Origin of the sequence: Methylobacterium brachythecii (genome assembly GCF_014196345.1) — a bacterium.
GTDB classification, from domain to species: domain Bacteria; phylum Pseudomonadota; class Alphaproteobacteria; order Rhizobiales; family Beijerinckiaceae; genus Methylobacterium; species Methylobacterium brachythecii.
The window spans coordinates 305,676-329,919 of record NZ_JACIDN010000004.1; the positions used below are offsets into that span (position 1 = coordinate 305,676).

The window sequence follows — 24,244 nt, forward strand, 5'->3', positions numbered from 1 at the left end:
GCAAGAGTCGGGCCGGTGCCGTGCGATCCTCTCCCCCTTGCGGGGAGGGGTAAGGGGTGGGGGGTGGTGCAGGAGGCGCTGCAACGCCTTATCCTGGCCGACCCCCACATCCACCTCCTCCCCGCAAGGGGGAAGGAGAGCAGGTCGCGCCTCAGTAGACGTCCGCCTGATACCGCCCGGTCTTCTTCAGGTTGGCGAGGTAGGCCACGGCCTCGTCGGGATTCTTGCCGCCATGCTCGGCGGCGACGTCGATGATGGCGCGCTCGACGTCCTTGGCCATGCGCTTGGCATCGCCGCAGACGTAGAAATGCGCGCCGCCCTCGAGCCACTTCCAGAGGTCGGCGCCGTTCTCGCGCATGCGGTCCTGGACGTAGGTCTTCTCCTTGCCGTCGCGGGACCAGGCCAAAGACAGGCGGCTCAGGATCTTGTCGTCGCGCAGCTTGGTCAGCTCGTCCTTGTAGAAGAAGTCCGAGGCTTGGCGCTGGTGGCCGTAAAAGAGCCAGTTGCGGCCCGCCGCCTGCGTCGCGGCGCGCTCGCGCAAGAAGGCGCGGAACGGAGCGATACCCGTGCCCGGCCCGCACATGATCACGTCCTTGGACAGGTCTTCCGGCAGGGCGAAACCATGCGCCTTCTGCAGGTAGATCTTGACCTTGGTCTGCTCGGGGATGCGCTCGCCCAGATGCGTCGAGGCGACGCCGAGGCGCAGGCGCGAGCGGTGGTTGTAGCGGACCGCGTCGACGGTCAGCGAGACCTTGCCGACATCCATCTTCGGTGAGGAGGAGATCGAGTAGAGCCGCGGCTGCAACTCGTCGAGCGACTCCAGAAAGACCTCGGCATCGGGCCGGGCGCCGGGGAACTTGTGGAGCGCGCCGAGCACGTCGAGATAACCGGCATCGCCATCGGGGTCTTCGCCGGCAGCGAGCGCCTGCGCCTTCTTCCGCGCCTCGCCGGAGGTGAGGAGCGAGAGGAGCTGGTACAGCCCGTCCGGCGCGGCACCCAGCGAATAGTCGCTGAGCAGCGCGTCGCGCAGGGTGCGGCCGGCGATGATCCGCTCGGGGCGGGCGCCGAGCTCTGCGATCACCGCGTCGACGAGCGCCGGAGCGTTGGCGGGAAACAGCCCGAGGGAATCGCCGACCACGTAGTCGATCGGCGTGTCCTTGAGGTCGATCTCGATATGCCAGGTCTCCTTCTCGCCGCCCGGCGCGTTGAGGCGGGTGCGGGACAGGAAGGTGGCGTGGACCGGGTTCTCGCGGCAGAAGCCGAGGGGGCCGAGCTCGACCTCCTGCTTCGGCGCATCACCGGCATCCGCCGGGGCGGGAGCGGCGCCGCCCGAGGCGCCGAACTCCTCGTCGAGCTTCTTCAGCATCCGGAGGGTTTCCTTGCCCCCGGGCTGGCAGAGATTTAGTCGCTCTTCCTTCTTGAGGAAGATCGCGTTGGCGTAGTCGGCGCAGTTGTAGCCGCACTGCCCGCAATCCTGCTGGGCCATGGCGGCCATCAGCTTCTGCGGCTCCGGCCGCTCCTTGGCCATGTCCATGCGGTCGGCGATGGCCATCGCCGGATCGTGCCAGGGCGCATCGTCGTTGTCGGCGAGCTTCGGCCCACCCGAGGGGCCCTCCCCCGGCGCGAGCGCCGTCGCGCCCTCGACGGCGGGGCCGAGCAGGGCCGCGAAGTACCCCGACAGCCAGGCGCGCTGGTCCGGATCGAACGGCGCGGTCTCGGGGATCAGGACGAGCGGGGGCGAGACGTGCTGGGTCATGCTGCGGCCTTGAGAGCAGGCTGGTCTTCGGCGGCGTCGCGCAGGGCCTCCGGCCCCTTGCGGGCGGTGAAGGCCTGGAAGCTCTCGTCCTTGCTCTCGCGGAGCGCGAGATAGGTCTTGAGCAGGGCCTCGACCCGGCCCGGGCAATCCTCGGCCTTGATCGCCTTCCAGATCTCGGTGCCGATCTTCGGGTTCTCGGCGAAGCCGCCGCCGACCACGATGTCGTAGCCGTCGACGGTGTCGCCATCCTCGCCGACCGAGACCCGGGCGCCGATCAGGCCGATATCGCCGATGTAGTGCTGGGCGCAGGAGTGGTGGCAGCCGGTGAGGTGGACGTTCACCGGCACGTCGAGATGGATCACCGTGCGCTCGACATGCGCGGCGATGATCATCGCATCGCCCTTGGTGTCGGCGGCGGCGAATTTGCAGCCGTTGCTGCCGGTACAGGCCACGAGTCCCGAGCGGATGCCGGCGGCCTTGATGGTGAGCCCCAGCGCCTCGACGCGGCTCTCGACCTCGGCGACCTTGGCATCCGGGACGCCGGAAAAGATGAAGTTCTGCCAGACGGTGAGACGGATCTGGCTGTCACCGCACTCGGACGAGATCTTGGCGAGTTCGCGCATCTCGCCGGTGGTCATCTTGCCGACCGGGAGCACTACGCCGATCCAGTTCAGGCCCTCCTGGACCTGCTTGTGCACGCCGACATGGCTGAACCGGTCGGTGATCTTGCGTGGCGCGACGTGCTCGGGGGCGACGCGGTCGAGCTTGCGACCCAGCTTTTCCTCGACGGCGGCGAGGTACTTGTCGAAGCCCCAGGCATCGAGAACGTATTTCATCCGCGCCTTGGCCCGATTGGTGCGGTCGCCGTTCTCGATGAAGACGCGGATGATCGCGTCGGCGACCTGGTTGCACTCCTCGGGTTTGAGGACGATGCCGGTGTCGCGGGCGAGGTCCTTGTGGCCGGAGATGCCGCCGAGCACGAGCCGCATCCAGACGCCGGGTTCGATTCCCGCTCCCTCCGCCACCTCGACCGCCTGGAAGCCGATATCGTTGGTCTCCTCCAGCACAGGCATGACCCCGCCGCCGTCGAAGGCGACGTTGAACTTGCGCGGCAGGCCGTAGAGCGAGCGGTCGTTGACGATCCAGTTGTGCCAGGAGCGCGCCAGCGGGCGGGTGTCGAGCAATTCCTGCGCGTCGATGCCGGCGGTGGGCGAGCCGGTGACGTTGCGGATGTTGTCGGCGCCCGAGCCGCGCGCGGTGAGGCCAAGATCGGTCAGCCCGTCGAGGAAGGGCTGGCCATGCTCCGGCGTGATCTCGCGGACCTGCAGGTTGGCGCGGGTGGTGACGTGCGCGTAGCCGCCACCATGGGCATCAGCGAGGTCGGCGACGCCCGCGAACTGCCAGTGATGCATGATCCCGTTCGGGATGCGCAGGCGGCACATGTAGTGGGTCTTGTTCGGCGCGAGCCAGAACAGGCCGTGATAGCGCCAGCGGAAATTGTCCTCGGGCTTCGGCTGGGTGCCGGCGGCCGCCTCCTTGATCAGGCGGTTATGGCCCTCGAACGGGTTCTCGGCGCGTTTCCACTTCTCCTGGTCGCAGAGCTTGCCGCCATCCTTTACGGTGCGGTCCTGCGCCTTGATGTGGATCGCGTCAGGCCCGGTCGGTTCGGCCGGGGGCCCACCGGTGCCACCGCCGATGGCGAGGCCACCGGTCAGGCGGGCTGCGGCGATGCCGGAGGCGAAGCCTTCGAGGTAGCGCTTCTGCTCGGCGTTGAAGTCCTGAGCGATGGATTCGTCAGCCATTCCTGGCGTCCTTCACGCTGCTAGGGATGTCTTGGTGGGGGTGGCGGCGGGCGTCCCGAACATCAGGTCGTCCCGGTCTTCCGCGGCGAGGGCGACGCCGGTGCGGATCAGTTCCTTGCACCGTGCCTGTTCGGAGATGTCGCCGACGAAGAGCGCGCCGGTGAGCCGGCCATCCTCGATGGTCAGCTTGCGGTAGAGGCCGGCGGCCGCATCGTGCAGCACGACCGCCTCGGCGCCGTCGGGCGTATCGACCACGCCCGCGGAGAACACGGGCAGGCCCGAGACCTTGAGGCTCGTCGCCAGGGAGGTACCGCAATAGGCCGCCTCCTCGCCGATGAGATGCCGCGAGAGCACGTCGGCCTGCTCATAGGCCGGCTCGACGAGGCCGTAGGCGATGCCGCGATGCTCGGCGCATTCGCCGAGCGCGAAGATGTTCGGATCTGACGTCGTCATCCGGTCGTCGACCTTGATGCCGCGCCCGATCTCGAGGCCGCATTCCTGCGCCAGCGCGGTCGATGGCTTTATGCCCACCGACATCACCACGAGGTCCGCCGGCAGCACGGTGCCGTCTTTGAGGACCAGGCGCTCGACGCGGCCATCGCCCTCGATGCAGGCGGTGTTGGCCGAGAGCAGCATTTTTACGCCGCGCGCTTCCATCGCCGCCTTCACCAGGCGGGCAGCGTTGTGGTCGAGCTGGCGCTCCATCACCCGGTCCATGACGTGCAGCAGCGTCGTGTCGACGCCGAGCCGGGCAAGACCGACGGCCGCTTCGAGTCCGAGCAAGCCGCCACCGATGACGATGGCCCTGGCATGTTCCACGGCGGCCGCCCGGATCGCGGCGACGTCGGCGAAGTCGCGAAACGTGACGACTCCGGGGAGGTCGGCTCCCGGCAGCGGCAGCCGGATCGGCAGCGATCCGACTGCCAGCACCAGCCTGTCGAAGGGCAGCACATGGGTCTCGCCGACGACAACCAGCCCATTCTCCCGGTCGATCGTCGTGACGGGCGCGCCGGTGATCAGGCGGATGCCGTGCTCGGCGTACCAATCGAGTCCGCGGAAGCCGCAGGCTGCCTCGTCGACCTCCCCGCCGAGCAGTGAGGAGAGCAGCACGCGGTTATAGGCGGCGACCGGTTCGGCCCCGACGACGGTGACGTCGAAGCGACCCGGCGCGCGTTCCGTCAGCCGCTCCAGAAAGCGGAGCGAGACCATGCCGTTGCCGACGACGACGAGCCGTTCCTTGGTCTGGGCAGACGATGCGTCCATTGGACTGGCTGCGTTTATCCCATCCAGCACCTCATCCCGAGGCGCCGGAGCGAAGCGGAGGCCTCGAAGGAGGGCTCCAGATGCCGCCCGCGATCCCTGGAGCCCTCCTTCGATGCCCGCTGGCGCGGGCAGCTCAGGGTGAGCTCAAGGGCGGGGCGGCGCGGTGACGTTGCTGCCTCAAGCCGCGAGGGCGGCGGGCTTGGCGTGGCGGGCGTAGAGGAATTCCAGCACCGCGGCGCGGGCATGGACGTAGGCGGCGTCCTCGACGAGCTCGAGCCGGCGGCGCGGGCGCTTCAGCGGAACCTCGAGGATCTCGCCGATCGTGGCCGAGGGGCCGTTCGTCATCATCACGATGCGGTCGGAGAGCAGCACGGCCTCGTCGACGTCGTGGGTGATCATGATGACGGTGTTTTTCAGCCGCATCTGGATCTCCATGATCGAGTCCTGGAGATGCGCGCGGGTCAGGGCGTCCAGCGCCCCGAACGGTTCGTCCATGAGCAGCACCTTCGGCTCCATGGCGAGCGCGCGGGCGATGCCGACGCGCTGCTTCATGCCGCCGGAAATCTCGGCCGGACGCTTGTCGGCGGCGTGCATCATGTTCACGAGAGCGAGGTTGTGCTCGATCCACTCCGCGCGCTCGGTCCGCGACTTCTTGCCCTTAAGCACCTTGTCGACGGCGAGCGCCACGTTTTCGCGCACGGTAAGCCAAGGAAGCAGCGAGTGGTTCTGGAAGACCACGGCGCGGTCGGGACCGGGCGCGTTGACCTCTTTGCCGTCGAGCAGGACGACGCCGGTCGAGGCCTTGAGCAGGCCGGCGACGATGTTGAGCACCGTCGACTTGCCGCAGCCCGAATGGCCGATGATCGAGACGAATTCGCCCTTAGCGATGGTGAGGTCGACCTCGCGCAGCACCTCGGACGTCTTGCCGGCGCGGGTGAAGCTGATGCCGACCTTGGAAAGATTCAGGTGGGACATACTCGTTCTCCTCAGGCTGCGCTGGTGCCGCGGGTCACGAGCGCACCCACGCCGGCCACCAGCCGATCGAGGAAGAAGCCGATGATCCCGACATAGACGAGGGCGACGATGATCTCGCTGATGTGCGACGAGTTCCACGCGTCCCAGATGAAGAAGCCGATGCCGACGCCGCCGATCAGCATCTCGGCCGCGACGATGGCGAGCCAGGACAGGCCGACGCCGATACGCAGGCCGGTGAAGATGTACGGCGCCGCCGAGGGCAGCATGATCTTGTAGAAGAACTCGATCGGGTTCAGCCGGATGACCGCGGCGACGTTGCGGTAGTCTTGCGGAATGTTCCTGATGCCGACCGCTGTGTTGATGATGATCGGCCAGATCGAGGTGATGAAGATCACGAAGATCGCGGAGGGCTGACCGTCACGGAAGGCGGCGAGTGAGAGCGGCAGCCAGGCGAGCGGCGGGATCGTGCGCAGCACCTGGAAGATCGGGTCGAGGCCGCGCATGGCCCAGTCCGACTGACCGACGAGCGTGCCGAGCAGGACCCCGGCGACGACAGCGAGCGAGAAGCCCAGCGCGACGCGCTGCAGGCTCGCCGAGAGGTGCCAGAACAGGCCCTTGTCGGTCCCGCCATTGTCGAAGAACGGATGGGCGATGATGTCCCAGGCTTCCGTGACCACGCGTGAGGGCGACGGCAGGCCTGCGGTCGGCGAGGAGCACAGCACCTGCCAGAGCAGCAGGAAGCCGGCGAGCACCACGATGGGCGGGATCACCCGGGCGCAGACCGCCCGGATGCCCTTCATCGTCACGAAGGGGCCGCGGCTTTTCGCGGCTGCCTTGGCGGCCGTGCCGAGGCTGGTGGAGAGAGCGGAGCTGGATGCCATCACGCCACCTTCTTGATGCCGAGGCTGGAGAGGTAAGCGGCCGGATCGGCTGGATCGAAGACCTTACCGTCGAAGAAGGTCTCCTTGCCGCGCGAGGTCGAACTCGGCATCGCGGTGACGCCGAGCGCCTTGGCCGCATCCTTCCAGAGGTCTTCGCGATTGACCTTCGCGATCAGCGACTTGCCGTCGAAATTCGCGTCGTACTTACCCCAGCGGATGTCCTCGGTGATGAACCAGAGGTCGTGCGACTGGTAGGGATAGGAGGCGTTATCGGCCCAGAACTTCATCGCGACGGGGCTGTTCTCGACGACGCGGCCGGTGCCGTAGTCGAACTTGCCCTTCATCCGGTCGATCACATCCGCAACCGGAACGTTGATCCACTGGCGCTTGGCGACGATGGCGGCCAGCTCTTCCTTGTTCTCGACCTTCTCGCACCATTGCTGGGCTTCCATCACCGCCATCAGCAGCGCCTTGGCGGCGTTGGGATACTTGTCGACCCAGGCCGACCGCATCGCGAAGGACTTCTCCGGGTGGTCCTTCCAGAGCTCGCCGGTGGTGAGCGCGGTGTAGCCGATGCCCTGGTGGATGAGCTGCTCGTTCCACGGCTCGCAGACGCAGAAGCAGTCCATCGTGCCGACCTTCATGTTCGCCACCATCTGGGCGGGCGGCACGACGATGGTCTCGATGTCCTTGTCGGGGTCGATGCCGCCGGCGGCGAGCCAATAGCGGATCCAGAGATCGTGGGTGCCGCCCGGGAAGGTCATGGCGGCCTTGATCGACTTGCCGGACGCCTTCTTGGCGTCGAGCAGGGCTTTGAAGGGCTTGGTGTCGACGCCGATCTTGGCGTCGATGTACTCCTTCGAGACCGAGATGCACTGCCCGTTCAGGTTGAGCCGGGCCATGATGTACATCGGCACCGGCACGTTGTTCTGCGTCACGCGGCCGGACGAGATCAGGTAGGGCATCGGCGTGAGGATGTGCGCGCCGTCGATGCCGTTGCCCTCGGAGCCGAGCACGAGGTTGTCGCGCGTCGTGCCCCAGGAGGCCTGCTTCAGCACTTCGACGTCGGGCATGCCGTACTTGGCGAAAAAGCCCTTCTCCTTGGCGACGAAGAGCGGGCCCGCGTCGGTCAGCGCGATGAAGCCGAGTTTGGCGCCCTTGACCTCGGGACCCGCGCCCTGCGCGAAGGCGCCGCCGGGAAGTGCAGTACGCGCGGCGGCGGCCAGCGCAAGGGCGCCGGAAGCGCCCTTCAGAATGCCTCGACGGGTGCTGCTGCGATCGAAGTCCATGATGTCCCCACGCCTCGCCGCCCTCACGGCGGTCGAACAAAGAAGGCCGCTGGTCGAGATCGTCCGCGCGATGGAATCGCGGGTGGATGATCCGGATCAGCGGCCTTGCTGACGGCTAGAAACCCGTCGCCGTTGACGGATGCGAGGGTGGTCGCACGATCCGTGCCAACGTGATCGAGTTTTTATAAGTTATTGATTTGTATGAATTAAAAAGCAGCGCCTCAAGAAGGCGTGATTGTTGTTGCCGCAGAAAGTGCGCTGCACAAAAATAAGGCGGGTGATGCTTCTTGCTGCAATGCGGCAGGCTGCGCCCGCCGATTGGTCAAGCTTTGTGCAATATGGGCCGGTAGAAGACTCTCGCAGCCTCGGCCGTCTGAACCGCATCCGAGACCTGACCCGAGGCAGCCATCTGGCGGGCCAGCCAGAGCGCGTGCTCCGGGCGGGGGGCCTGCACGTCGGCGCCGAGCCGCAGATAGTCGGGATCGGTTCGGCGCGTCCCGGCCGTATCCACGACGAGATGGCCGGTCAGGGAGCGCCGGATCAGGTCGGTCTCGCGCCCGAGGCCGCCTTTTTCCGAGAGCAGCCCAGCCAGTTCACCGACATTGGCTGGATCGCCGCACCAGATCCCGGCGCGCGTGACGGCGTGCACCAGCGGTGCCAGCGCCTCAGCCTGCCCTGCATGCACGGCGAGCACCTTTTCCGGGCAGTCGGGCACGATCTCGCAGCCGAGGGCGGCGATGCGCCCGAGGCCTGCGGCGACCGCGATGCTGTTCCACGGCGCGCCGACGCAGAACCCGTCGATCTCGCCGCGCGAGAGCGCATCGACCGTCTGAGGCGGAGGCACCACCACGATCCGGACCGTCCGCTCCAGATCGATGCCGCCGCGCTCGGCAAAGATCCTGAGCTGGTAGCTGTGGCAGGAGAACGGGTGCACGGTGGCGATGCTCAGCGGCCTGCCCTCCCGGGCCCGCGCAAGGGCGAGGCGGCCGAAGGCCGAGGCCACCGCATCGAGGTCGTCGGCCTCCGGCGCCATCGCCTCCCAGAGAGGCAGGGACAGGGTGATGGCGTTGCCGTTGAGGTTCAGCGCCATCGGCGCCACCAGATCCGCCTGGGGACCGGATAGGCCGAGCCGGGTTGCCAGCGCCAGCGGCGCCAGCATGTGGGCGGCGTCGAGATAGCCGAGTGCCAGCCGGTCCCGCAGGGTCGCCCAGGACGGTTCGGGGTGGAGCACGAGCTCGATCCCCTCATCGCGGGCGAAGTCGAGTTCGGCCGCGGCCAGAACCGGGGCGGCGTCCGTGAGCGGGACGTATCCGAGATCGACCCTCATCCGAGCAGATCCGCCGCGGTGACGATCGCCCGGGCGATGTCGATGATCTTGCGCTTCTCGTTCATGGCCTGCTTGCGCAGGAGCTTGTAGGCCTCATCCTCGGAGAGACCTTTGCGGCTCATCAGAATGCCCTTGGCCCGGTCGATCACCTTGCGGTCGGCAAGCTCGCTCTTGGCCTCCAGCAGCTCGCGCTGCAGTCGGGCGAAGGCGTTGAAGCGCAGGATCGCGATGTCGAGGATCGACTTGATGCGCTCGGTGCGCAGACCGTCGACGACATAGGCCGATATGCCGGCATCCACCGCCGCCTGCATCATGGTGGCGTCGGAACGGTCGACGAACATCGCCACGGGCCGCTCCGCGTGCCGGGCGATGCCCGACATCTGCTCGAGGATATCGCGGCTCGGGCTCTCGAGATGGACCACGACCACGTCGGGCTTCAGCGCCGCGACCCGCGCTTGCAGATCGGGTCCGTCGGCGACGACGACTACCGTGCCGACCCCGGCGGCGCGCAAGCCTTCTTCGAGGATTGCGGCGCGCGCGCGACTCGGATCGATCACGGCGACGGTGAGGCTGGTCTCGGTCATCGAGGCCGGATGCGGGGTGGCGGGGTGGCGTTGCGGTAGCGTGGCGGCGATCGGATGTGCAAGCCGCGTGCCCGCGGCCATGGCAACGTCCGAGAGGGGCAACCGGCTCTTCGACGAGCCGCGAGCCATGCATCTTCGCTTCCTAGGCCAAGATCGGCCCGCCGACGTCTCCTTGGGCCGAAGCGCTTTGACGAAGGTGCGGCTCTCTGGCGGCACTGCGAAAGCATTTGTTTCACGGCGGAGACGAAACGGCCCCGGTTCCGCCGCAAACCAGACGGCAAATGCTGGTTCGAGGCGAACCGGAGGCTTCAGCCGATGAGCGCATGTGCCCCCCGTGATCCCGGAGTGGAAACGCTCTCGGCGGCGCGCGGATCGGCCTTGCCCTTCCTGCCGACGCTCCTGACCGCGTTCGCCGTCGGCCTCCTGTCCCTGCTATGCAGCCCCTCCTCCGCTCCGGTCGCGCCGGCGGCCTCCGTCGTGACGGCGGAGGTCTCCCCCGCCGGCGCCGACGGATTCCATCCAGTGCTGCCGGGATCCGAGACGGCGCCCGCCATTCCCGCGGCCCTCGCCTTCGCGCGATTGCATCCGCTGACCTTGCATGCCCCGCAGCTTGCCGAGACCAAGGCTCCCGCGACACGTTCCACACGCTCGGCTTCCGCGAGCCGTCGCGCCTGCACCGGGCCGCGCTGCGTCGAGACGCGACGCCTCGAAACGGCGGTGCGGACGCCACCGGCCAAGGCAGCTTCCGAGCCGGAGTCGGCTCCGGCATCGATGCGTGCCCAGAGCGAGGCGGACGAGGACATGTTGCCCACCGGCGCCCTGCCGTTCGCCGCGACCGCGGCCTCCTGGGTCGATCGCGCCCGCAGCATCGGAGGCAGCGTCGGCAACGGCGCCGCCTCGCTCGGTGGCTCCGTGGTCGAACTGCTCGCCAGCGCGCGCTGAGCCGGCTGTCGCGCAAAGCGGCTCTGACGGCACTGCAACACAGCTCGGCGTCAGGAAAGCGTGAGTGGGCTGGATCGCTCCGAAACCGGCCCTAACTCGGGTCTGACGGCCCGGAATGCGCCGTTGCCCGAGGTTCCATGGCAGGTCGGATCGAGGATTACGCGCTGATCGGCGACGGGCGCACCGCGGCCCTCGTCGGACGCGACGGCAGCATCGACTGGCTGTGCTGGCCGCGCTTCGACGCCTCCGCCCTGTTCGCGCGGCTACTCGGCACCGAGGACCACGGCTTCTGGAAGCTGGCGCCGGTGGCCGAGAATGCCGAGCAATCCTGGCGCTACCGCACCGGCTCGCTCGTCCTCGATACCTACCACACCACCCATGCCGGCGAGGTGCGCGTCACCGACTACATGCCGGCGGCCGACGGATCGCACCTGATCCGCCTCGTCGAGGGCCGCAAGGGCCGGGTCGCCATGCGCATGGATCTCGCCGTGCGCTTCGACTACGGCTCGTCCACCCCATGGGTGTCACGCAACGAGCTCGGCGACCTGCGCGCCATCTCCGGCCCGCACAAGGTCGTGCTGCGCACTCATGCGCCGCTGCGGGGCTCCGGCAACACCACGGTCAGCGAATTCACTGTCCACGAGGGCGAGAGCGTCTGGTTCGTGCTGAGCTACGGCGCTTCGCATTGCGAAGACCCGCCGCCGATCGAGCCGCGCAAGGTGCTCGCCGAGACCAACCGCTTCTGGCGCGAATGGTCCGACCGATGCGCTACCGGCACGCCCTGGGACGCAATGCTCAAGCGCTCGGCGCTCACGCTGAAGGCTCTGATCTACCGGCCGACCGGCGGGATCGTCGCCGCGCCCACCACCTCCCTGCCGGAGGATCTCGGCGGGGTCCGCAACTGGGACTACCGCTTCTGCTGGCTGCGCGATTCCACCTTCACGCTGATGGCGCTGATGGATTCGGGCTTCATCGAGGAGGCCCGCGCCTGGCGCGACTGGCTTCTGCGCGCCGTCGCCGGCAGCCCGGAGCAGGCCCACATCCTCTACGGCATCGCCGGCGAGCGCCTTCTGCCCGAGATCGAGCTCGACTGGCTGCCGGGCTACGAGGGCTCGCGACCGGTGCGCGTCGGCAACGCGGCGATCGAGCAGTTCCAGCTCGACGTCTACGGCGAATTGTTCGACGCGCTCTACCAGGCCCGCCAGCGCGGCATGCTCGGCGACAAGGACGGCTGGCGGGTCGGTCGCGCCATCCTGGGCCACCTCGAGACGGCCTGGCGCGAGCCGGACGAGGGCATCTGGGAGGTGCGCGGCGGCCCGCGCCACTTCGTGCATTCCAAGGTCATGGCCTGGGTGGCCTTCGACCGGGCGATCCGCAGCCATACCGAGGAGGAGAGCCCCAACGCCCCCCTCGCCCTCTGGCGCCGGCTGCGCGACGAGATCCATGCCGAAGTCTGCGAGAAGGGATTTGACAAGCAGCTGAACAGCTTCGTTCAGTCCTACGGATCGAAGGCGCTCGATGCGAGTGTCTTGCTCATCGCCCATGTCGGCTTCCTGCCGCAGGACGATCCGCGCGTTGTCGGCACCGTCGCGGCGGTGGAGAAGCACCTGGTGCGCGACGGCTTCGTGCTGCGCTACGAGACCGTGGACGCGCAGGGCGGCAACGTCGATGGCCTACCGGGCAACGAGGGCGCCTTCCTGCCCTGCACCTTCTGGTATGCCGACAACCTGATCGGCCTCGGCCGCCGCGACGAAGCGCGCGCGATCATCGAGCGGCTGATCGGGATCTGCAACGACCTCGGGCTCGTTTCCGAAGAGTACGACGTCAAGCGCAAACGCCTGGTGGGGAACTACCCGCAAGCGTTCACACACGTTGCACTCGTGAACACGATCCTCAATTACAGCCGCGCGGAGTCGCCGGAGGCGAAACGCGGCGCAGCCGAGGCGGACGACGTCGAGGATGAGGACGAAGAGACGTCCTCGGCCTCACCGGCCACCGCCCTGCCGCTATGACGAAATTGGGAAGACACACGGTATGAGCGGAGCAGACACCGTCGCCAAGAGCGGCTTCAGCGAGAGCGACCAGCTCGCGATCAACACGATCCGGACGCTCGCCATCGATGCGGTGCAGAAGGCGAATTCCGGCCATGCCGGCGCGCCGATGGGCCTCGCGCCCGTCGCCTACACCGTTTGGAACCGCTACCTGCGCTACGATCCGGCCAACCCGCACTGGCCGAATCGCGACCGCTTCGTGCTGTCCTGCGGCCACGCCTCGATGCTGCTCTACGGCCTCCTCCACCTCGCCCGCGTGGCCGAGAAGGACGGCGGCAACGCCCCGGCCATCTCGCTCGAGGACATCAAGCAGTTCCGCCAGCTCGACAGCCGCACGCCGGGCCATCCCGAGTACCACTTCACCACCGGCGTCGAGACCACCACCGGCCCGCTCGGTCAGGGTGTCGCCAATTCCGTCGGCATGGCGATGGGCAGCCGCTTCCTGAACACCCGCCTGAACAAGCCCGGCCTGCCGCTCTACGAATTCGACGTCTACGCGATGTGCTCGGACGGCGACCTGATGGAGGGCGTCGCCTCGGAGGCGGCCTCGATCGCGGGGCATCTGCGCCTGTCGAACCTGTGCTGGATCTACGACGACAACACCGTCACCATCGAGGGCCACACCGAGCTCGCCTTCTCGGAGGAGGTCGCCACCCGCTTCCTCGCCTATGGCTGGCAGGTGCTGCGCGTGGCCGACGCCAACGACGCACACGCCATCGCGGCTGCGCTCGACACCTTCAAGGCCTCGCACGACCACCCGACGCTGATCATCGTCAAGTCGATCATCGGCTATGGCGCACCGACCAAGCAGAACACCTCGAAGGCCCATTCCGACGCGCTCGGCGAGGAAGAGGTCAAGGGTGCCAAGCGCGCCTATGGATGGCCCGAGGACAAGCAGTTCTATGTGCCTGACGGCGTCTACGACAGCTTCGCCGACGGCATCGGCAAGCGCGGCGCCGCGCTGTTCGCCGAATGGCAGCGGCTCCACGACGAGGCCAAGAAGGCCGATCCGACGCATGCCGAAGAGCTCGAGGCCTTCCTCGAAGGCCGGCTGCCCGAGGGCTGGGACAAGGACATCCCCGTCTTCCCGACCGACGCCAAGGGCCTCGCCACCCGCGAATCCTCGGGCAAGGTGCTCAACGCCATCGCCCAGCATGTCCCGTTCATGCTCGGCGGTTCGGCAGATCTCGCGCCGTCGAACAAGTCGAACCTCACCTTCGAGGGTGCCGGCTCGCTGACCCCGCTCAACCCGGGCGGCCGCAACGTGCATTTCGGCGTGCGCGAGCACGCCATGGGCTCGATCGTGAACGGCCTCGGCCTCGTCGGCCTGCGTGCCTACGGCGCCACCTTCCTGGTCTTCGCCGACTACATGCGCCCGCCGATCCGGCTCGCCTCGCTGATGGAGCTACCGGTCTTCCACATCTTCACGCACGATTCGATCGGCGTGGGCGAGGACGGTCCGACTCACCAACCGGTGGAGCAGATCCTCTCGCTGCGGGCGATCCCGGGCCTCGTCACCCTGCGCCCGGCCGATGCCAACGAGGTCGCCGAGGCCTACCGTGTGATCTTCTCGCTGAAGAACCAGCCGGCGGTGCTCGCCTTGTCCCGCCAGCCCCTGCCGACCTATGACCGCTCCACCTTCGGCGCGGCCTCGGGCACGGCCAAGGGCGCCTATGTGCTGGCCGATTGCGAGGGCACGCCGGACGTTCTGCTGCTCGCCTCGGGCTCCGAGGTGCAGCTCTGCGTGTCGGCCTGGGAGACCCTCAAGGCCGAGGGCGTGAAGGCCCGCGTCGTCTCGATGCCGTCCTGGGACCTCTTCGAGCGCCAAGACCAGACCTATCGCGACTCGGTCCTGCCGCCGCAGGTCACGGCCCGCGTCGCCATCGAGATGGGAACGGTGCTCGGCTGGGACCGCTACGCGGGCTCCGCCGGCACGGTGATCGGCATGCACAGCTTCGGCGCCTCGGCACCGATCAAGGACCTGCAGAAGAAGTTCGGCTTCTCGGCCGAAAAGCTTCTGGAGGCCGCCCGCGACCAGATCGCGCGGGGAAAGAAGTAGAGGCTTCGGCACCTCCCCGTCATTCCGGGGCCGCGTAGCGGAACCCGGAATCCACGATGGGGCTCGGTGTGTCGGGTGGATTGCTCGCCTCTGGCGTGCCCCTCCGGGTCCGGGCTCTCGCCTGTGGCGAGCCCGGAATGACGATGGTGTTCTCGGCGGCGGGAAAGCCCTGCCGCCGGTCGGTCCGGCGCCCTATCTCTGAGGGCGCGGATGGAACGAGATTTCTGAGGATCGGTCGACATGAACGCGCTCAAGGCCCTGCACGACGAACAGGATCAAGCGGTCTGGCTCGATTTCGTGGCCCGCGGCTTCATCGCGAAAGGCGATCTGAAGGCCTTGGTCGAGCGGGACGGCTTGCGCGGCGTGACCTCGAACCCGGCGATCTTCGAGAAGGCCATCGGCCACTCGGCCGAGTACGACGACAGCCTCAAGGCTGTGCTCGACCAGGGCGATGCCCGGGTCATCGACCTCTATGAGGGCCTCGCCATCGCCGACATCCAGGCGGCCGCCGATGTGCTCCGCCCGGTCTGGGAGGCGAACAAGGGCGCGGACGGTTATGTCAGCCTGGAAGTCTCGCCGTACCTCGCTCTCGACACAGAGGGCACGCTCGAAGAGGCCCGGCGCCTGCACAAGGCGGTGCAGCGCGACAACCTGATGGTGAAGGTGCCGGCGACCCCGGAGGGCATCCCGGCGATCCGACAGCTCACCGCTGAAGGCATCTCCATCAACGTCACGCTGCTCTTCTCCAAGAGCACCTACGAGACCGTCGCCCAGGCCTATATCGACGGCCTCACCGAATTCGGCGCCCGGGGTGGCGACGTCTCGCGGGTCGCCAGCGTCGCAAGCTTCTTCATCAGCCGCATCGATTCCCTGGTCGACAAGCTGCTCGACGAGAAGGGCGATTTCGACGACCTCAAGGGCAAGGTCGCGATCGCGAACGCCAAGCTCGCGTACCAGTCCTACAAGCGCCTCTTCGCTGGTTCCGACTGGAAGGCGCTTGAGGGCAAGGGCGCCAATGCGCAGCGCCTGCTCTGGGCCTCCACCGGCACGAAGAACAAGGCCTATCCGGACACGCTGTACGTTTCCGAGCTGATCGGCCCCAATACCGTCAACACCATGCCGCCCGCCACCATGGATGCGTTTCGCGATCACGGGCAGGTGCGCGCCTCGCTGGAGGAGAATGTCGGTGAGGCCGAGGCCGTGATGGCGCGCCTCGCCAAGGCCGGGATCGATATCGAGGCGGTGGCGCGGCAGCTGGTCGAGGAGGGCGTCCAGCTCTTCGTCGACGCCGCCGACGCCGTGCTCGGCGCGGTGGCGGCCAAGCGCGCGGCGCTGATCGGTGCGCGGCTCAACGGTCATGTCTGCAAGCTCGGCGACGTCCTGCAGGGCGGGACCGACAAGACCATCGAGGCCTGGCGCGCCAAGGGCCTCATCCGCCGCCTCTGGGCGCACGACAACACCGTCTGGACCGGCCGCGACGAGGACAAGTGGCTCGGCTGGCTGCGCATCGTCGAGGACGGCCTCGCCAAGCTCGGCGAGTACGAGAGCTTCGCGCAGGAGATCCATGGCGAGGGCTTCACCGATGCGGTCGTGCTCGGCATGGGCGGGTCGAGCCTCGGGCCGGAGGTGATCGCCGCCACCTACGGCGAGCGCGACGGCTGGCCAAAGCTGCGCATCCTCGACTCGACCGATCCGGACCAGGTGCGCGCCGTCGAGGCCGCGGTAAACCTTGAGAAGACGCTCTTCATCGTCGCCTCGAAGTCGGGCTCCACCCTCGAGCCCAATGTCTTCCGCGACTACTTCCTCGGCCGCATGAAAGAGGTCGTCGGCGACAAGGCCGGCCGGCATTTCGTCGCCGTGACCGACCCTGGCTCGGCCATGGAGAAGGCCGCCAAGGACGACGGCTTCCGCAAGATCTTCTACGGCGTGCCGCAGATCGGCGGCCGCTACTCGGTGCTCTCGGCCTTCGGCCTCGTGCCGGCCGCCGTGGCCGGCGTCGAGATCGACGAGTTCCTGGAGAGCGCGCACATCATGGTGCGCTCCTGCGGTCCGGCCGTGCCGCCCGCCAACAATCCGGGCGTGCGCCTCGGCGCGGCGATCGGCTCGGCGGCGCTCGAACATGGCCGCGACAAGGTGACGATTGTCTGCTCGCCGGGTGTGGGCACCTTCGGCACCTGGGCCGAGCAGCTCATCGCCGAATCGACCGGCAAGGAGGGCAAGGGCGTCATCCCGATCGAGGGCGAGCCGGTCGGCGTGCCGGCCGTCTACGGGCGCGACCGCTTCTTCATCTACCTGCGCCTCGATGGCCGAGCCGATCCGCAGCAGGACGAGGCGGTGCGGGGCCTGGAGAGCGAAGGCCATCCGGTGGTGCGCATCGACCTGGAGAAGGTCGAGCAGCTCGCCCAGGAGTTCTTCCGCTTCGAGATGGCCACCGCCGTTGCGGGCGCGGTGCTCGGCATCAACCCGTTCGACCAGCCCGACGTCGAGGCGAGCAAGATCGAGACGAAGAAGCTCTTTGCGGCCGCCGAGGAGACTGGCGCCCTGCCCGCCGAGACGCCGCTCTTCGAGGACGAGACCATCGCCCTCTACGCCGACACGGCCAACGCCGAGGCGCTGAGCCAAGGTGAGGGCGGCGTCGAGGCGACGATCGCCCGGCATCTCGCTCGGCTGAAGGAGGACGATTACGCCGCTGTCCTCGCCTATATCGAGCGTAACGAGGCCCACCACGCGATCCTTCAGCCTGCGCGGCTCGCGGTGCGCGACGCGCGGAAGGTCGCGACCTGCTTCGAATTCGGACCGCGTTTCCTTCACTCGACGGGGCAGGCCTACAAGGGCGGCCCATCGAGCGGCGTCTTCCTGCAGATCACGGCTGATCCGTCGCAGGATCTACCCATCCCCGGACGCAAGCTCGGCTTCGCCACGGTGATCGCGGCCCAGGCGCGCGGCGATTTCTCGGTGCTCGCCGAGCGCGGCCGCCGAGCGCTCCGCGCCCACATCAAGGGCGGCGACGTCGAGGCGGGCCTCAAGCGCATCGCCGCGGCGATCAAGGAGGCCGTGGCTTAAACCGCTCTGTCCTCTCGCCGCCCGTCATTCCGGGTCCGCGCAGCGGAACCCGGAATCCACGACCGGGCGCGACGTCGAGCGCGGCATCACGGATGAGTTCCGGGTTCTCACCGTCGGTGAGCCCCGGAATAACGAACGTTGGCTCAAGGTAAGGATGCGGCTGATGCAACTCGGCATGATCGGTCTCGGCCGGATGGGCGGTAACATCGTCCGGCGGCTCCTGCGCAACGGGCATAGCGCCGTCGTCTTCGACAAGGATGCCAAGGCCGTCGAAGCGCTTGCCTCCGAGGGCGCGACCGGCGCGTCGAGCCTCGAAGATCTCGTGGCCAAGCTGGAGAAGCCGCGCGCCCTCTGGGTGATGCTGCCGGCTGGCCGCATCACCAACGAGACCCTCACCGCCCTTCACGACCTGATGGAGGCGGACGACATCATCATCGATGGCGGCAACTCGTTCTACCAGGACGACATCCGCCACGCCGCCGAGCTCAAGGACAAGGGCATCCACTTCGTCGATGTCGGCACCTCCGGCGGCGTCTGGGGCCTGGAGCGCGGCTACTGCATGATGGTTGGCGGCGACAAGGCGGCCGTCGACCGGCTCGATCCGATCCTGAAGACGCTGGCGCCGGGCCGTGGCGACATCCCGCGCACCCCTGGCCGCGAGGGCCGCGATCCGCGTGCCGAGGAGGGCTACATTCATGCCGGCCCGACCGGCGCCGGGCACTTCGTGAAGATGATCCACAACGGCATCGAATACGGCCTGATGCAGGCCTATGCCGAGGGCTTCGACATCCTGCGTCACGCCAACTCGGAAGAGGTCCCGGACTTCCGCCGCTACGATCTCAATCTCGGCGACATCGCCGAGGTCTGGCGGCGCGGCAGCGTGGTCTCGTCCTGGCTCCTCGACCTCACGGCCTCGGCACTGGCCGGCAACGAGAATCTCGACGGCTTCTCCGGCTTCGTCCAGGATTCGGGCGAGGGCCGCTGGACCATCAATGCCGCCGTCGAGCAGGCCGTCCCGGCGGACGTGCTCTCGAACGCCCTCTATCGCCGCTTCCGCTCGCGTGACCACGACAGCTACGCCGACAAGTTGCTCTCGGCCATGCGCAAGGGATTCGGCGGTCATATCGAGGGCGCGCCGGGTCCGGCCATGGGGTCTTCCGGCGATCGCAAATAGGCCTCGGCGATGATCGCCCTGCCCCCGAACACGACGCTGCTTCCCGACGCCGAAGCGACGGCGCGGGCTACCGCCGACCATCTCGTCGACATCGCCGAGACGGCGACGGGCGAGCGCATCGCAGTCTGCCTGTCCGGCGGCTCGACGCCGAAGCGTCTCTATGAGCTTCTGGCGAGCGAGGCCTACGTCTCCCGCCTGCCCTGGTCGCGCCTGCACTGGTTCTTCGGCGACGACCGCGTTGTGCCGTGGGACGATCCGCTGAGCAACGTGCGCATGGTGCGTGAGGCCTTCGGCCACGGCGCGACTCTGCCGCCGACGCATTTCCATTTCATCCCCTCCGACGAGGGGGCGGAGATCGGCGCGCGCGCCTACCAGCGCACGCTGCAGGACTTCTACGGCGACGAGACGCTCGATCCGATCCGGCCGCTCTTCGACCTCGTCTTGCTCGGCCTGGGCAGCGACGGCCACACCGCCTCGCTATTTCCCGGCAAGCCGGCGGTGGAGGAGCGCGTCGCCTGGGTCGCGGCGGTGCCGGAGGCGGGCATGGAGCCATTTGTCCCGCGCATTTCGCTGACCTTCCCAGCGCTGGCCTGCTCCCGCTCGGTACTCTTCCTGGTGAACGGTGCCGCAAAGCGCGATCCGCTCTCGCGACTCGCGACCGGTGAGGATCTGCCCTCCGGCCGCGTTGCGAGTTGCGGTCGGCTGCAATGGTTCATCGACGAGGCCGCTGCCGGCGTTTGATCTGTGGCCCGCTGGCATCGGCCGGCGAAATCCCATGCCGCGCAGCCGTTTCCCAATGCGGCCGCCGGCGGCAGCGTATCAGCCGCCTCATTTTCGCCTCAGCCGCTAACGGGTTGTTGATGCGGATACTTGGGCGCCGGCGGGAGATCGCTTCATGTCGAGACTGTTCGGGCGCTCCGCACGCATCGTTCCCGGTCCCCTGAGGCCCGTTGCCGTGGCCGGCAATGGCACGGTGCCGATCACCGTGCTCGCCCTGACGGCAGCCCTGATCGCCGCCGGTCTCGCCTTGATCCCGCATGTCTCGCAGCAGCGGCCGGCCGGCTCGCCTGCAGCGGCGGAGATCGCACAGTCCGTATCCACGCCCGCTCCGGCGAAGCTACGTGACGTCGCCGACATCCCGCTGGACGTCATCGCCCCTTCCGACATGGACGAGCCTGCCCTCGCGGCAGTCCCAGCCGAGCCATCGACGGCCTCCGCCCCAACCGCACAGGCGGCGCCGGTCGGCGATCAGGCACTGTTCCAACTCGACGCGTTGCCGGTGCTTCAGGCCGATGGCCCCGAACTCGACCTCGGCACCTCGACGGCGAGTCCGGCCGCAAAGCCAGCCTCGCGGCGGAGCCCGGTCACCCGCGGGGGGGCCGTCGGCGTGGCTCACTGAGGCGGTCCGCAGACTGGTAGAGCGTCCGTCCGTCGAAAGTCGTCTAGCTCTGGGCGCCGGACCCGTGCACCCTCCCCCCCTCGGGCGATGGCCTTGCATGGTTTCGGAGATTCTCGTCGATGCGGTTCGGATTGGGTGGGTTGGCTGGCGCTCTTCTGTGTGCGTCAGCATTCGTCGCGCCGGTCCGTGCCGCGGACAGTGTCGCCACGGCCCTCGTCGTTTCGGTCGACGTCTCCAACTCCGTCGACGAGCGGCGCTACAAGCTGCAAATGGAGGGCATCGCAGAGGCGCTGGAGGATCCCGCCGTCATCGCGGCGATCACCGGCAATCCCGGCGGGATCTACTTCTCGATGGTGACCTGGGCCGACACGGCACGCGTCGCCGTCGAGTGGCGTCGCATCGCGTCGAAGGCCGATGCCGCCGCTGCCGCCGCCCTCGTGCGGATCGTGCCGCGCATGCAGGGCAACTTCACCTGCCTCGGCGGCATGATGCGCACGGTCGCGGCAAGCGTGGTGCCGAGCCTTCCCATCCAGGCCGACCGCACCGTCGTCGACGTGTCGGGGGACGGCATCGACAATTGCATGGACCCGGAGGATCTGCGCGACCAGCGCGAGCGGCTTCTCGCCACCGGCAGCACCATCAACGGCCTCCCGATCCTGGTGCCGGGCGAGAACGATGTGGTCGGCGTCGGCGCCTTTCGCGCGCCCGGCTACGGCCTACGCGAGCTTCCCAAGGGGACCTACCGCGAGGGCACGACGCTCGACCGCTGGTACCGCGAGAACGTCGTCGGCGGCCCCGGCGCATTCCTCATGGCCGCCCATGGCTACGGGGACTTCGCCCGCGCCTTGAGGCAGAAATTCGTGCTGGAGATCAGCGGGCTGCCGGCAGAGAAGGCCGGTTCGGCGGTGGCGAGCCGCTAACGACTCGCTGCGCCTCCGCGCGCCAACGCTGCGAACTCCGAAAAATTCTCCTCGTCGAAGCCACCCACGACCCGGCGGCCGCCGACGAGGATGGCCGGCACGGCCGTCAGGCCGAGCGCGCGCGCATGAGTATCATTGCGGACGAGCTGCGCAGTGATGTCGAGTGCGTGATCGGTCGCGTCGGCATCGAGCCGGGCCATGTCGATCCCGGCCCCTTGCAGAATCGCGCGCAATTGGTCCTGAGCCAGGCGACGCCCGGGCGCGCCCATCAGCGCGCGATGGGCCGCCTCGTAGCGGCCCTGATAGGCCGCCGCCAGGGCGAGGCGGGCGCCGGCGACGGATGCCTCGCTCAGGACCGGCCAGTCCTTGTAGACGAGGCGGACTCGACCATCAGCCTCGACGAAGCGGCGCAGCTCCGGCTCCGCGCGCCGGCAGAATGGGCAATTGTAGTCGAAGAACGCCAAGACGAGGACGTCGCCAGCCTCGCTGCCGCCGTGAGGGGCCGCCGGATCGTCGGGCTCGACCGTGCCAGCGCGGGCGAGCGCTGGGCCGGCTGCGGCGAGGATGGCAAGGAAGGCCCGGCGCTTCATCCGGGCATCCTATCAGCAAAAGTGCTTCGAGAGCTTAAGTCCCTGCGCCTGATAGTTCGAGCCGGCTCCCGTGCCGTAGAGCGCTTCCGGCGTCTCGGCCATGCGCTCGTAGACGAGGCGGCCGACGATCTGTCCGTCCTCCAGAAGGAAGGGCACGTCGCGCGAGCGCACTTCGAGCACGGCCCGCGCACCGGCGCCACCCGCCGCGGCGTAACCGAAACCCGGATCGAAGAAGCCCGCATAGTGCACCCGGAATTCGCCCACGAGCGGGTCGAACGGTACCATCTCGGCCGCGTGGTCGGGGGGCACCTGCACCGATTCCTTCGAGGCCAGGATGTAGAACTGGCCCGGATCGAGGATGAGCGATCCGCTGCCATCGGCCGGCAGTGGCTCCCAGAACTCGGCGGTCTTGTGCGCGCCCGGCCTGTCGACGTGGATCAGGCCGGTATGGCGCTTGGCGCGGTAGCCGATCAGCCCGTCGAAGCCGGCGAGATCGACTGAGACCGCGACGCCGCCGGTGAAGGATGGCGAGGCCGCGCTGACCAGGGGCGTGCGCGCGTGCAGGGCGACGAGCTCGGTGTCGCTGAGCCTCGGCTCGCCCCGGCGGAACCGGATCTGCGACAGCCGCGTGCCTGTGCGGACCAGTACCGGGAAGGTGCGCGGCGAGATCTCGGCATAGAGCGGGCCATGGTAGCCGGCCTCGACCTGATCGAAGGCAGCGGCCCGGTCGGTGATGACGCGGGTAAACACGTCGATCCGGCCGGTGGAGCTCTTCGGATTCGCGCTGGCGCAAAGATCGCCGGGCAGCGCGAGACGTTCCTGCACCTCGGCAATGTAGACGCAGCCCGTCTCGAGCACGGCACCGACCGTGAGATCGACCGGATGCAGCGCCAGCCCATCGACGCAGGTGCCGACGGTACGCTCCCTGCCCGGCAGGAAGCTCGTGCGGACGCGGTAGGCGCGGGCGCCCAGACGCAGGTCGAGGCTCGCCGGCTGGATCTGGTCCGCTGCATAGGGCCGCTCTGGTTTGATCGCGCCCGCCTCGGTCAGGGCGGCGATACCGCGCGCCGAGAGAATGCCGTCCTGCGCGGCCGCACTGCCTGTCATCGTTCGAGCTTGTCCGAACTGGCCCCGGAGGGCGCTGGAGAGGTCATGACGGGTTCTGGGGTCCTACCCCGGAATCGCGCGTCTCCGCCCCGGTATGAGACAGGACGCTGCGGATGAAGGAGAGGCGGGCGAGCGCACCGATGGCGATCAGCCCTGCGATCAGGCTCGCGACGAGCGGAAACCGGCCCGAATCCACGAGCGGCAGCAGCGCCAGGACGGCGGCGGCGAGCCCCGGCATCGCGCCGAGCGGCAGAACCAGCGAGGGCAGCCCGCCCATCGCCAGCGCGAGCCCAGAGCGCCGCGAGAGCGCCGCCGCAGCCAGCCGCGAGGCGGCGTCCAGCGCGATCGCGGCGGCCAGGGCGAGGGCCGCCGGTCCGTTCGCGACGGGCGCCTGCGCGAGGAAGGCCGCCGTCACCGCGAGCAGCGCGGCGGACCCGAGGCAGTAGGAAAGGGAGGCGTCGGCAACTCGAGGATGCAGGGCCTGGGACGAGGCTTGCGCCAAGAGAACTCCGACGTACTTAGTCGCGATTGACGGGACTCCGGGCGCCACGTACCACGAGGCTCTTCGGTTGTCGCGTCACCGCTTGCGGTGGGCAGGGGGGAGACTGTTCCGGCGATGTACAAGGCCGAGACCCGCGGCATCACGGTGACCGTCGAGCCTCGCTTCGTCGAGGAGGAATCGTCTCCCGGCGATAGCCGATACTTCTTCGCCTATACGGTCGAGATCGTGAATAACGGTCACGAGAAGGTCCAGCTGCGCTCGCGCCATTGGCGCATCATCGACGGACACGGCGCCTGCCAGGAGGTGCGCGGGGCCGGCGTTGTCGGCAAGCAGCCTTTTCTCGGTCCGGGCGAGTCGTTCAGCTACACCAGCGGTTGCCCGCTCACGACGCCGGACGGCCTCATGGCTGGCAGCTACACCATGACGATCATTGGCGGCGACAGCTTCGAGGCGGAGATCCCGGCCTTCTCGCTCGATTCGCCGCATGTCCGCCGCAGCGTCCACTGAGGTCGTGGCGCAGGCGCTTTCCGAGGAAGTGGATGCCAGTTCGTCGCGAGAGA

General features: G+C 68.2%; 20 protein-coding genes. 9 read left to right on the forward strand and 11 right to left on the reverse strand.

The features are described 5' to 3' along the window. Positions 1–151: 151 nt before the first annotated feature. The 8 genes from GGR33_RS12700 to GGR33_RS12735 all read right to left on the reverse strand — a co-directional run bounded on the left by GGR33_RS12700 (position 152) and on the right by GGR33_RS12735 (position 9,877). Positions 152–1,756, reverse strand: a complete 1,605-nt coding sequence (locus GGR33_RS12700) for a sulfite reductase subunit alpha (protein WP_183505628.1) — start codon at positions 1,754–1,756, stop codon at positions 152–154. After that, positions 1,753–3,558, reverse strand: coding sequence for a NirA family protein (locus GGR33_RS12705; protein WP_183505630.1), 1,806 nt, complete (start codon positions 3,556–3,558; stop codon positions 1,753–1,755). Before GGR33_RS12705 ends, GGR33_RS12700 begins: the two co-directional genes overlap by 4 nt. A 12-nt stretch (positions 3,559–3,570) precedes the next feature. Further along, positions 3,571–4,821, reverse strand: coding sequence for an NAD(P)/FAD-dependent oxidoreductase (locus tag GGR33_RS12710; RefSeq protein WP_183505632.1), 1,251 nt, complete (start codon positions 4,819–4,821; stop codon positions 3,571–3,573). A 177-nt stretch (positions 4,822–4,998) separates the two neighbouring features. Next, a complete protein-coding gene (locus tag GGR33_RS12715; RefSeq protein WP_183505634.1) occupies positions 4,999–5,796 on the reverse strand; it encodes an ABC transporter ATP-binding protein in 798 nt (265 codons plus the stop codon). 11 nt (positions 5,797–5,807) lie between these two features. Beyond that, positions 5,808–6,677, reverse strand: coding sequence for a nitrate ABC transporter permease (gene ntrB / locus GGR33_RS12720; protein WP_183505636.1), 870 nt, complete (start codon positions 6,675–6,677; stop codon positions 5,808–5,810). Beyond that, entirely contained in the window at positions 6,677–7,966 is a 1,290-nt protein-coding gene (locus GGR33_RS12725; RefSeq protein WP_183505638.1) for a CmpA/NrtA family ABC transporter substrate-binding protein, read from the reverse strand. The genes ntrB and GGR33_RS12725 overlap by 1 nt, the downstream gene beginning before the upstream one ends. 322 nt (positions 7,967–8,288) lie before the next feature. Further along, positions 8,289–9,293: a CmpA/NrtA family ABC transporter substrate-binding protein gene (locus GGR33_RS12730; protein ID WP_183505640.1), complete on the reverse strand. Its 1,005-nt coding sequence runs from the start codon at positions 9,291–9,293 to the stop codon at positions 8,289–8,291. Then, positions 9,290–9,877, reverse strand: a complete 588-nt coding sequence (locus tag GGR33_RS12735; RefSeq protein WP_183506049.1) for an ANTAR domain-containing response regulator — start codon at positions 9,875–9,877, stop codon at positions 9,290–9,292. The genes GGR33_RS12730 and GGR33_RS12735 overlap by 4 nt, the downstream gene beginning before the upstream one ends. Positions 9,878–10,192: 315 nt before the next feature. On the opposite strand from GGR33_RS12735, the gene GGR33_RS12740 reads away from it, so the two are divergent. The 8 genes from GGR33_RS12740 (at position 10,193) to GGR33_RS12775 (ending at position 21,485) form a co-directional block, all read left to right on the forward strand. Next, positions 10,193–10,819, forward strand: a complete 627-nt coding sequence (locus GGR33_RS12740) for a hypothetical protein (protein WP_183505642.1) — start codon at positions 10,193–10,195, stop codon at positions 10,817–10,819. Positions 10,820–10,956: 137 nt separating this feature from the next. Next, on the forward strand, positions 10,957–12,831 hold the full coding sequence (locus GGR33_RS12745; protein WP_183505644.1) for a glycoside hydrolase family 15 protein: 1,875 nt from the start codon (positions 10,957–10,959) through the stop codon (positions 12,829–12,831). A gap of 22 nt (positions 12,832–12,853) precedes the next feature. After that, the gene (tkt, locus tag GGR33_RS12750) at positions 12,854–14,929 is read left to right on the forward strand and encodes a transketolase (protein ID WP_183505646.1); all 2,076 of its coding nucleotides are present in this window, start codon (positions 12,854–12,856) and stop codon (positions 14,927–14,929) included. A 240-nt stretch (positions 14,930–15,169) separates the two neighbouring features. Beyond that, positions 15,170–17,992, forward strand: coding sequence for a bifunctional transaldolase/phosoglucose isomerase (locus GGR33_RS12755; protein ID WP_183505648.1), 2,823 nt, complete (start codon positions 15,170–15,172; stop codon positions 17,990–17,992). Between the two features lie 163 nt (positions 17,993–18,155). Continuing rightward, positions 18,156–19,166, forward strand: a complete 1,011-nt coding sequence (gene gnd / locus GGR33_RS12760) for a phosphogluconate dehydrogenase (NAD(+)-dependent, decarboxylating) (RefSeq protein WP_183505650.1) — start codon at positions 18,156–18,158, stop codon at positions 19,164–19,166. A gap of 9 nt (positions 19,167–19,175) precedes the next feature. Continuing rightward, a complete protein-coding gene (gene pgl, locus GGR33_RS12765; protein WP_183505652.1) occupies positions 19,176–19,907 on the forward strand; it encodes a 6-phosphogluconolactonase in 732 nt (243 codons plus the stop codon). A gap of 154 nt (positions 19,908–20,061) precedes the next feature. Then, positions 20,062–20,565 carry a hypothetical protein gene (locus GGR33_RS12770; RefSeq protein WP_183505654.1) on the forward strand — a complete coding sequence of 168 codons (504 nt, stop codon included), beginning with the start codon at positions 20,062–20,064 and terminating at the stop codon, positions 20,563–20,565. 119 nt (positions 20,566–20,684) lie between these two features. Further along, entirely contained in the window at positions 20,685–21,485 is an 801-nt protein-coding gene (locus tag GGR33_RS12775; RefSeq protein WP_183505656.1) for a DUF1194 domain-containing protein, read from the forward strand. Here the strand turns inward: GGR33_RS12775 and GGR33_RS12780 are convergent. From GGR33_RS12780 to GGR33_RS12790, 3 genes are read right to left on the reverse strand one after another with little or no spacing between them, the layout of a single operon-like run. Then, entirely contained in the window at positions 21,482–22,075 is a 594-nt protein-coding gene (locus GGR33_RS12780) for a DsbA family protein (RefSeq protein ID WP_183505659.1), read from the reverse strand. The genes GGR33_RS12775 and GGR33_RS12780 overlap by 4 nt on opposite strands. Positions 22,076–22,087: 12 nt before the next feature. Then, positions 22,088–23,182 carry a 2'-deoxycytidine 5'-triphosphate deaminase gene (locus GGR33_RS12785; protein ID WP_183505662.1) on the reverse strand — a complete coding sequence of 365 codons (1,095 nt, stop codon included), beginning with the start codon at positions 23,180–23,182 and terminating at the stop codon, positions 22,088–22,090. 43 nt (positions 23,183–23,225) lie between these two features. Further along, the gene (locus GGR33_RS12790; RefSeq protein ID WP_183505664.1) at positions 23,226–23,684 is read right to left on the reverse strand and encodes a hypothetical protein; all 459 of its coding nucleotides are present in this window, start codon (positions 23,682–23,684) and stop codon (positions 23,226–23,228) included. 114 nt (positions 23,685–23,798) lie between these two features. On the opposite strand from GGR33_RS12790, the gene apaG reads away from it, so the two are divergent. Next, positions 23,799–24,191, forward strand: a complete 393-nt coding sequence (gene apaG / locus GGR33_RS12795; RefSeq protein ID WP_183505667.1) for a Co2+/Mg2+ efflux protein ApaG — start codon at positions 23,799–23,801, stop codon at positions 24,189–24,191. Positions 24,192–24,244: the final 53 nt, after the last annotated feature.

What these genes read in the sequence shown, in the direction of transcription:
- pgl (WP_183505652.1), top strand. Translation starts at nt 19,176, where the DNA reads ATGATCGCCCTGCCCCCGAACACGACGCTGCTTCCCGACGCCGAAGCG.
- GGR33_RS12730 (WP_183505640.1), bottom strand. Translation starts at nt 9,293, where the DNA reads ATGAGGGTCGATCTCGGATACGTCCCGCTCACGGACGCCGCCCCGGTT.
- GGR33_RS12755 (WP_183505648.1), top strand. Translation starts at nt 15,170, where the DNA reads ATGAACGCGCTCAAGGCCCTGCACGACGAACAGGATCAAGCGGTCTGG.
- GGR33_RS12700 (WP_183505628.1), bottom strand. Translation starts at nt 1,756, where the DNA reads ATGACCCAGCACGTCTCGCCCCCGCTCGTCCTGATCCCCGAGACCGCG.
- GGR33_RS12725 (WP_183505638.1), bottom strand. Translation starts at nt 7,966, where the DNA reads ATGGACTTCGATCGCAGCAGCACCCGTCGAGGCATTCTGAAGGGCGCT.
- ntrB (WP_183505636.1), bottom strand. Translation starts at nt 6,677, where the DNA reads ATGGCATCCAGCTCCGCTCTCTCCACCAGCCTCGGCACGGCCGCCAAG.
- GGR33_RS12710 (WP_183505632.1), bottom strand. Translation starts at nt 4,821, where the DNA reads ATGGACGCATCGTCTGCCCAGACCAAGGAACGGCTCGTCGTCGTCGGC.
- GGR33_RS12735 (WP_183506049.1), bottom strand. Translation starts at nt 9,877, where the DNA reads ATGACCGAGACCAGCCTCACCGTCGCCGTGATCGATCCGAGTCGCGCG.
- GGR33_RS12780 (WP_183505659.1), bottom strand. Translation starts at nt 22,075, where the DNA reads ATGAAGCGCCGGGCCTTCCTTGCCATCCTCGCCGCAGCCGGCCCAGCG.
- GGR33_RS12770 (WP_183505654.1), top strand. Translation starts at nt 20,062, where the DNA reads ATGTCGAGACTGTTCGGGCGCTCCGCACGCATCGTTCCCGGTCCCCTG.
- GGR33_RS12775 (WP_183505656.1), top strand. Translation starts at nt 20,685, where the DNA reads ATGCGGTTCGGATTGGGTGGGTTGGCTGGCGCTCTTCTGTGTGCGTCA.
- apaG (WP_183505667.1), top strand. Translation starts at nt 23,799, where the DNA reads ATGTACAAGGCCGAGACCCGCGGCATCACGGTGACCGTCGAGCCTCGC.
- GGR33_RS12715 (WP_183505634.1), bottom strand. Translation starts at nt 5,796, where the DNA reads ATGTCCCACCTGAATCTTTCCAAGGTCGGCATCAGCTTCACCCGCGCC.
- GGR33_RS12745 (WP_183505644.1), top strand. Translation starts at nt 10,957, where the DNA reads ATGGCAGGTCGGATCGAGGATTACGCGCTGATCGGCGACGGGCGCACC.
- tkt (WP_183505646.1), top strand. Translation starts at nt 12,854, where the DNA reads ATGAGCGGAGCAGACACCGTCGCCAAGAGCGGCTTCAGCGAGAGCGAC.
- GGR33_RS12740 (WP_183505642.1), top strand. Translation starts at nt 10,193, where the DNA reads ATGAGCGCATGTGCCCCCCGTGATCCCGGAGTGGAAACGCTCTCGGCG.
- gnd (WP_183505650.1), top strand. Translation starts at nt 18,156, where the DNA reads ATGCAACTCGGCATGATCGGTCTCGGCCGGATGGGCGGTAACATCGTC.
- GGR33_RS12705 (WP_183505630.1), bottom strand. Translation starts at nt 3,558, where the DNA reads ATGGCTGACGAATCCATCGCTCAGGACTTCAACGCCGAGCAGAAGCGC.
- GGR33_RS12785 (WP_183505662.1), bottom strand. Translation starts at nt 23,182, where the DNA reads ATGACAGGCAGTGCGGCCGCGCAGGACGGCATTCTCTCGGCGCGCGGT.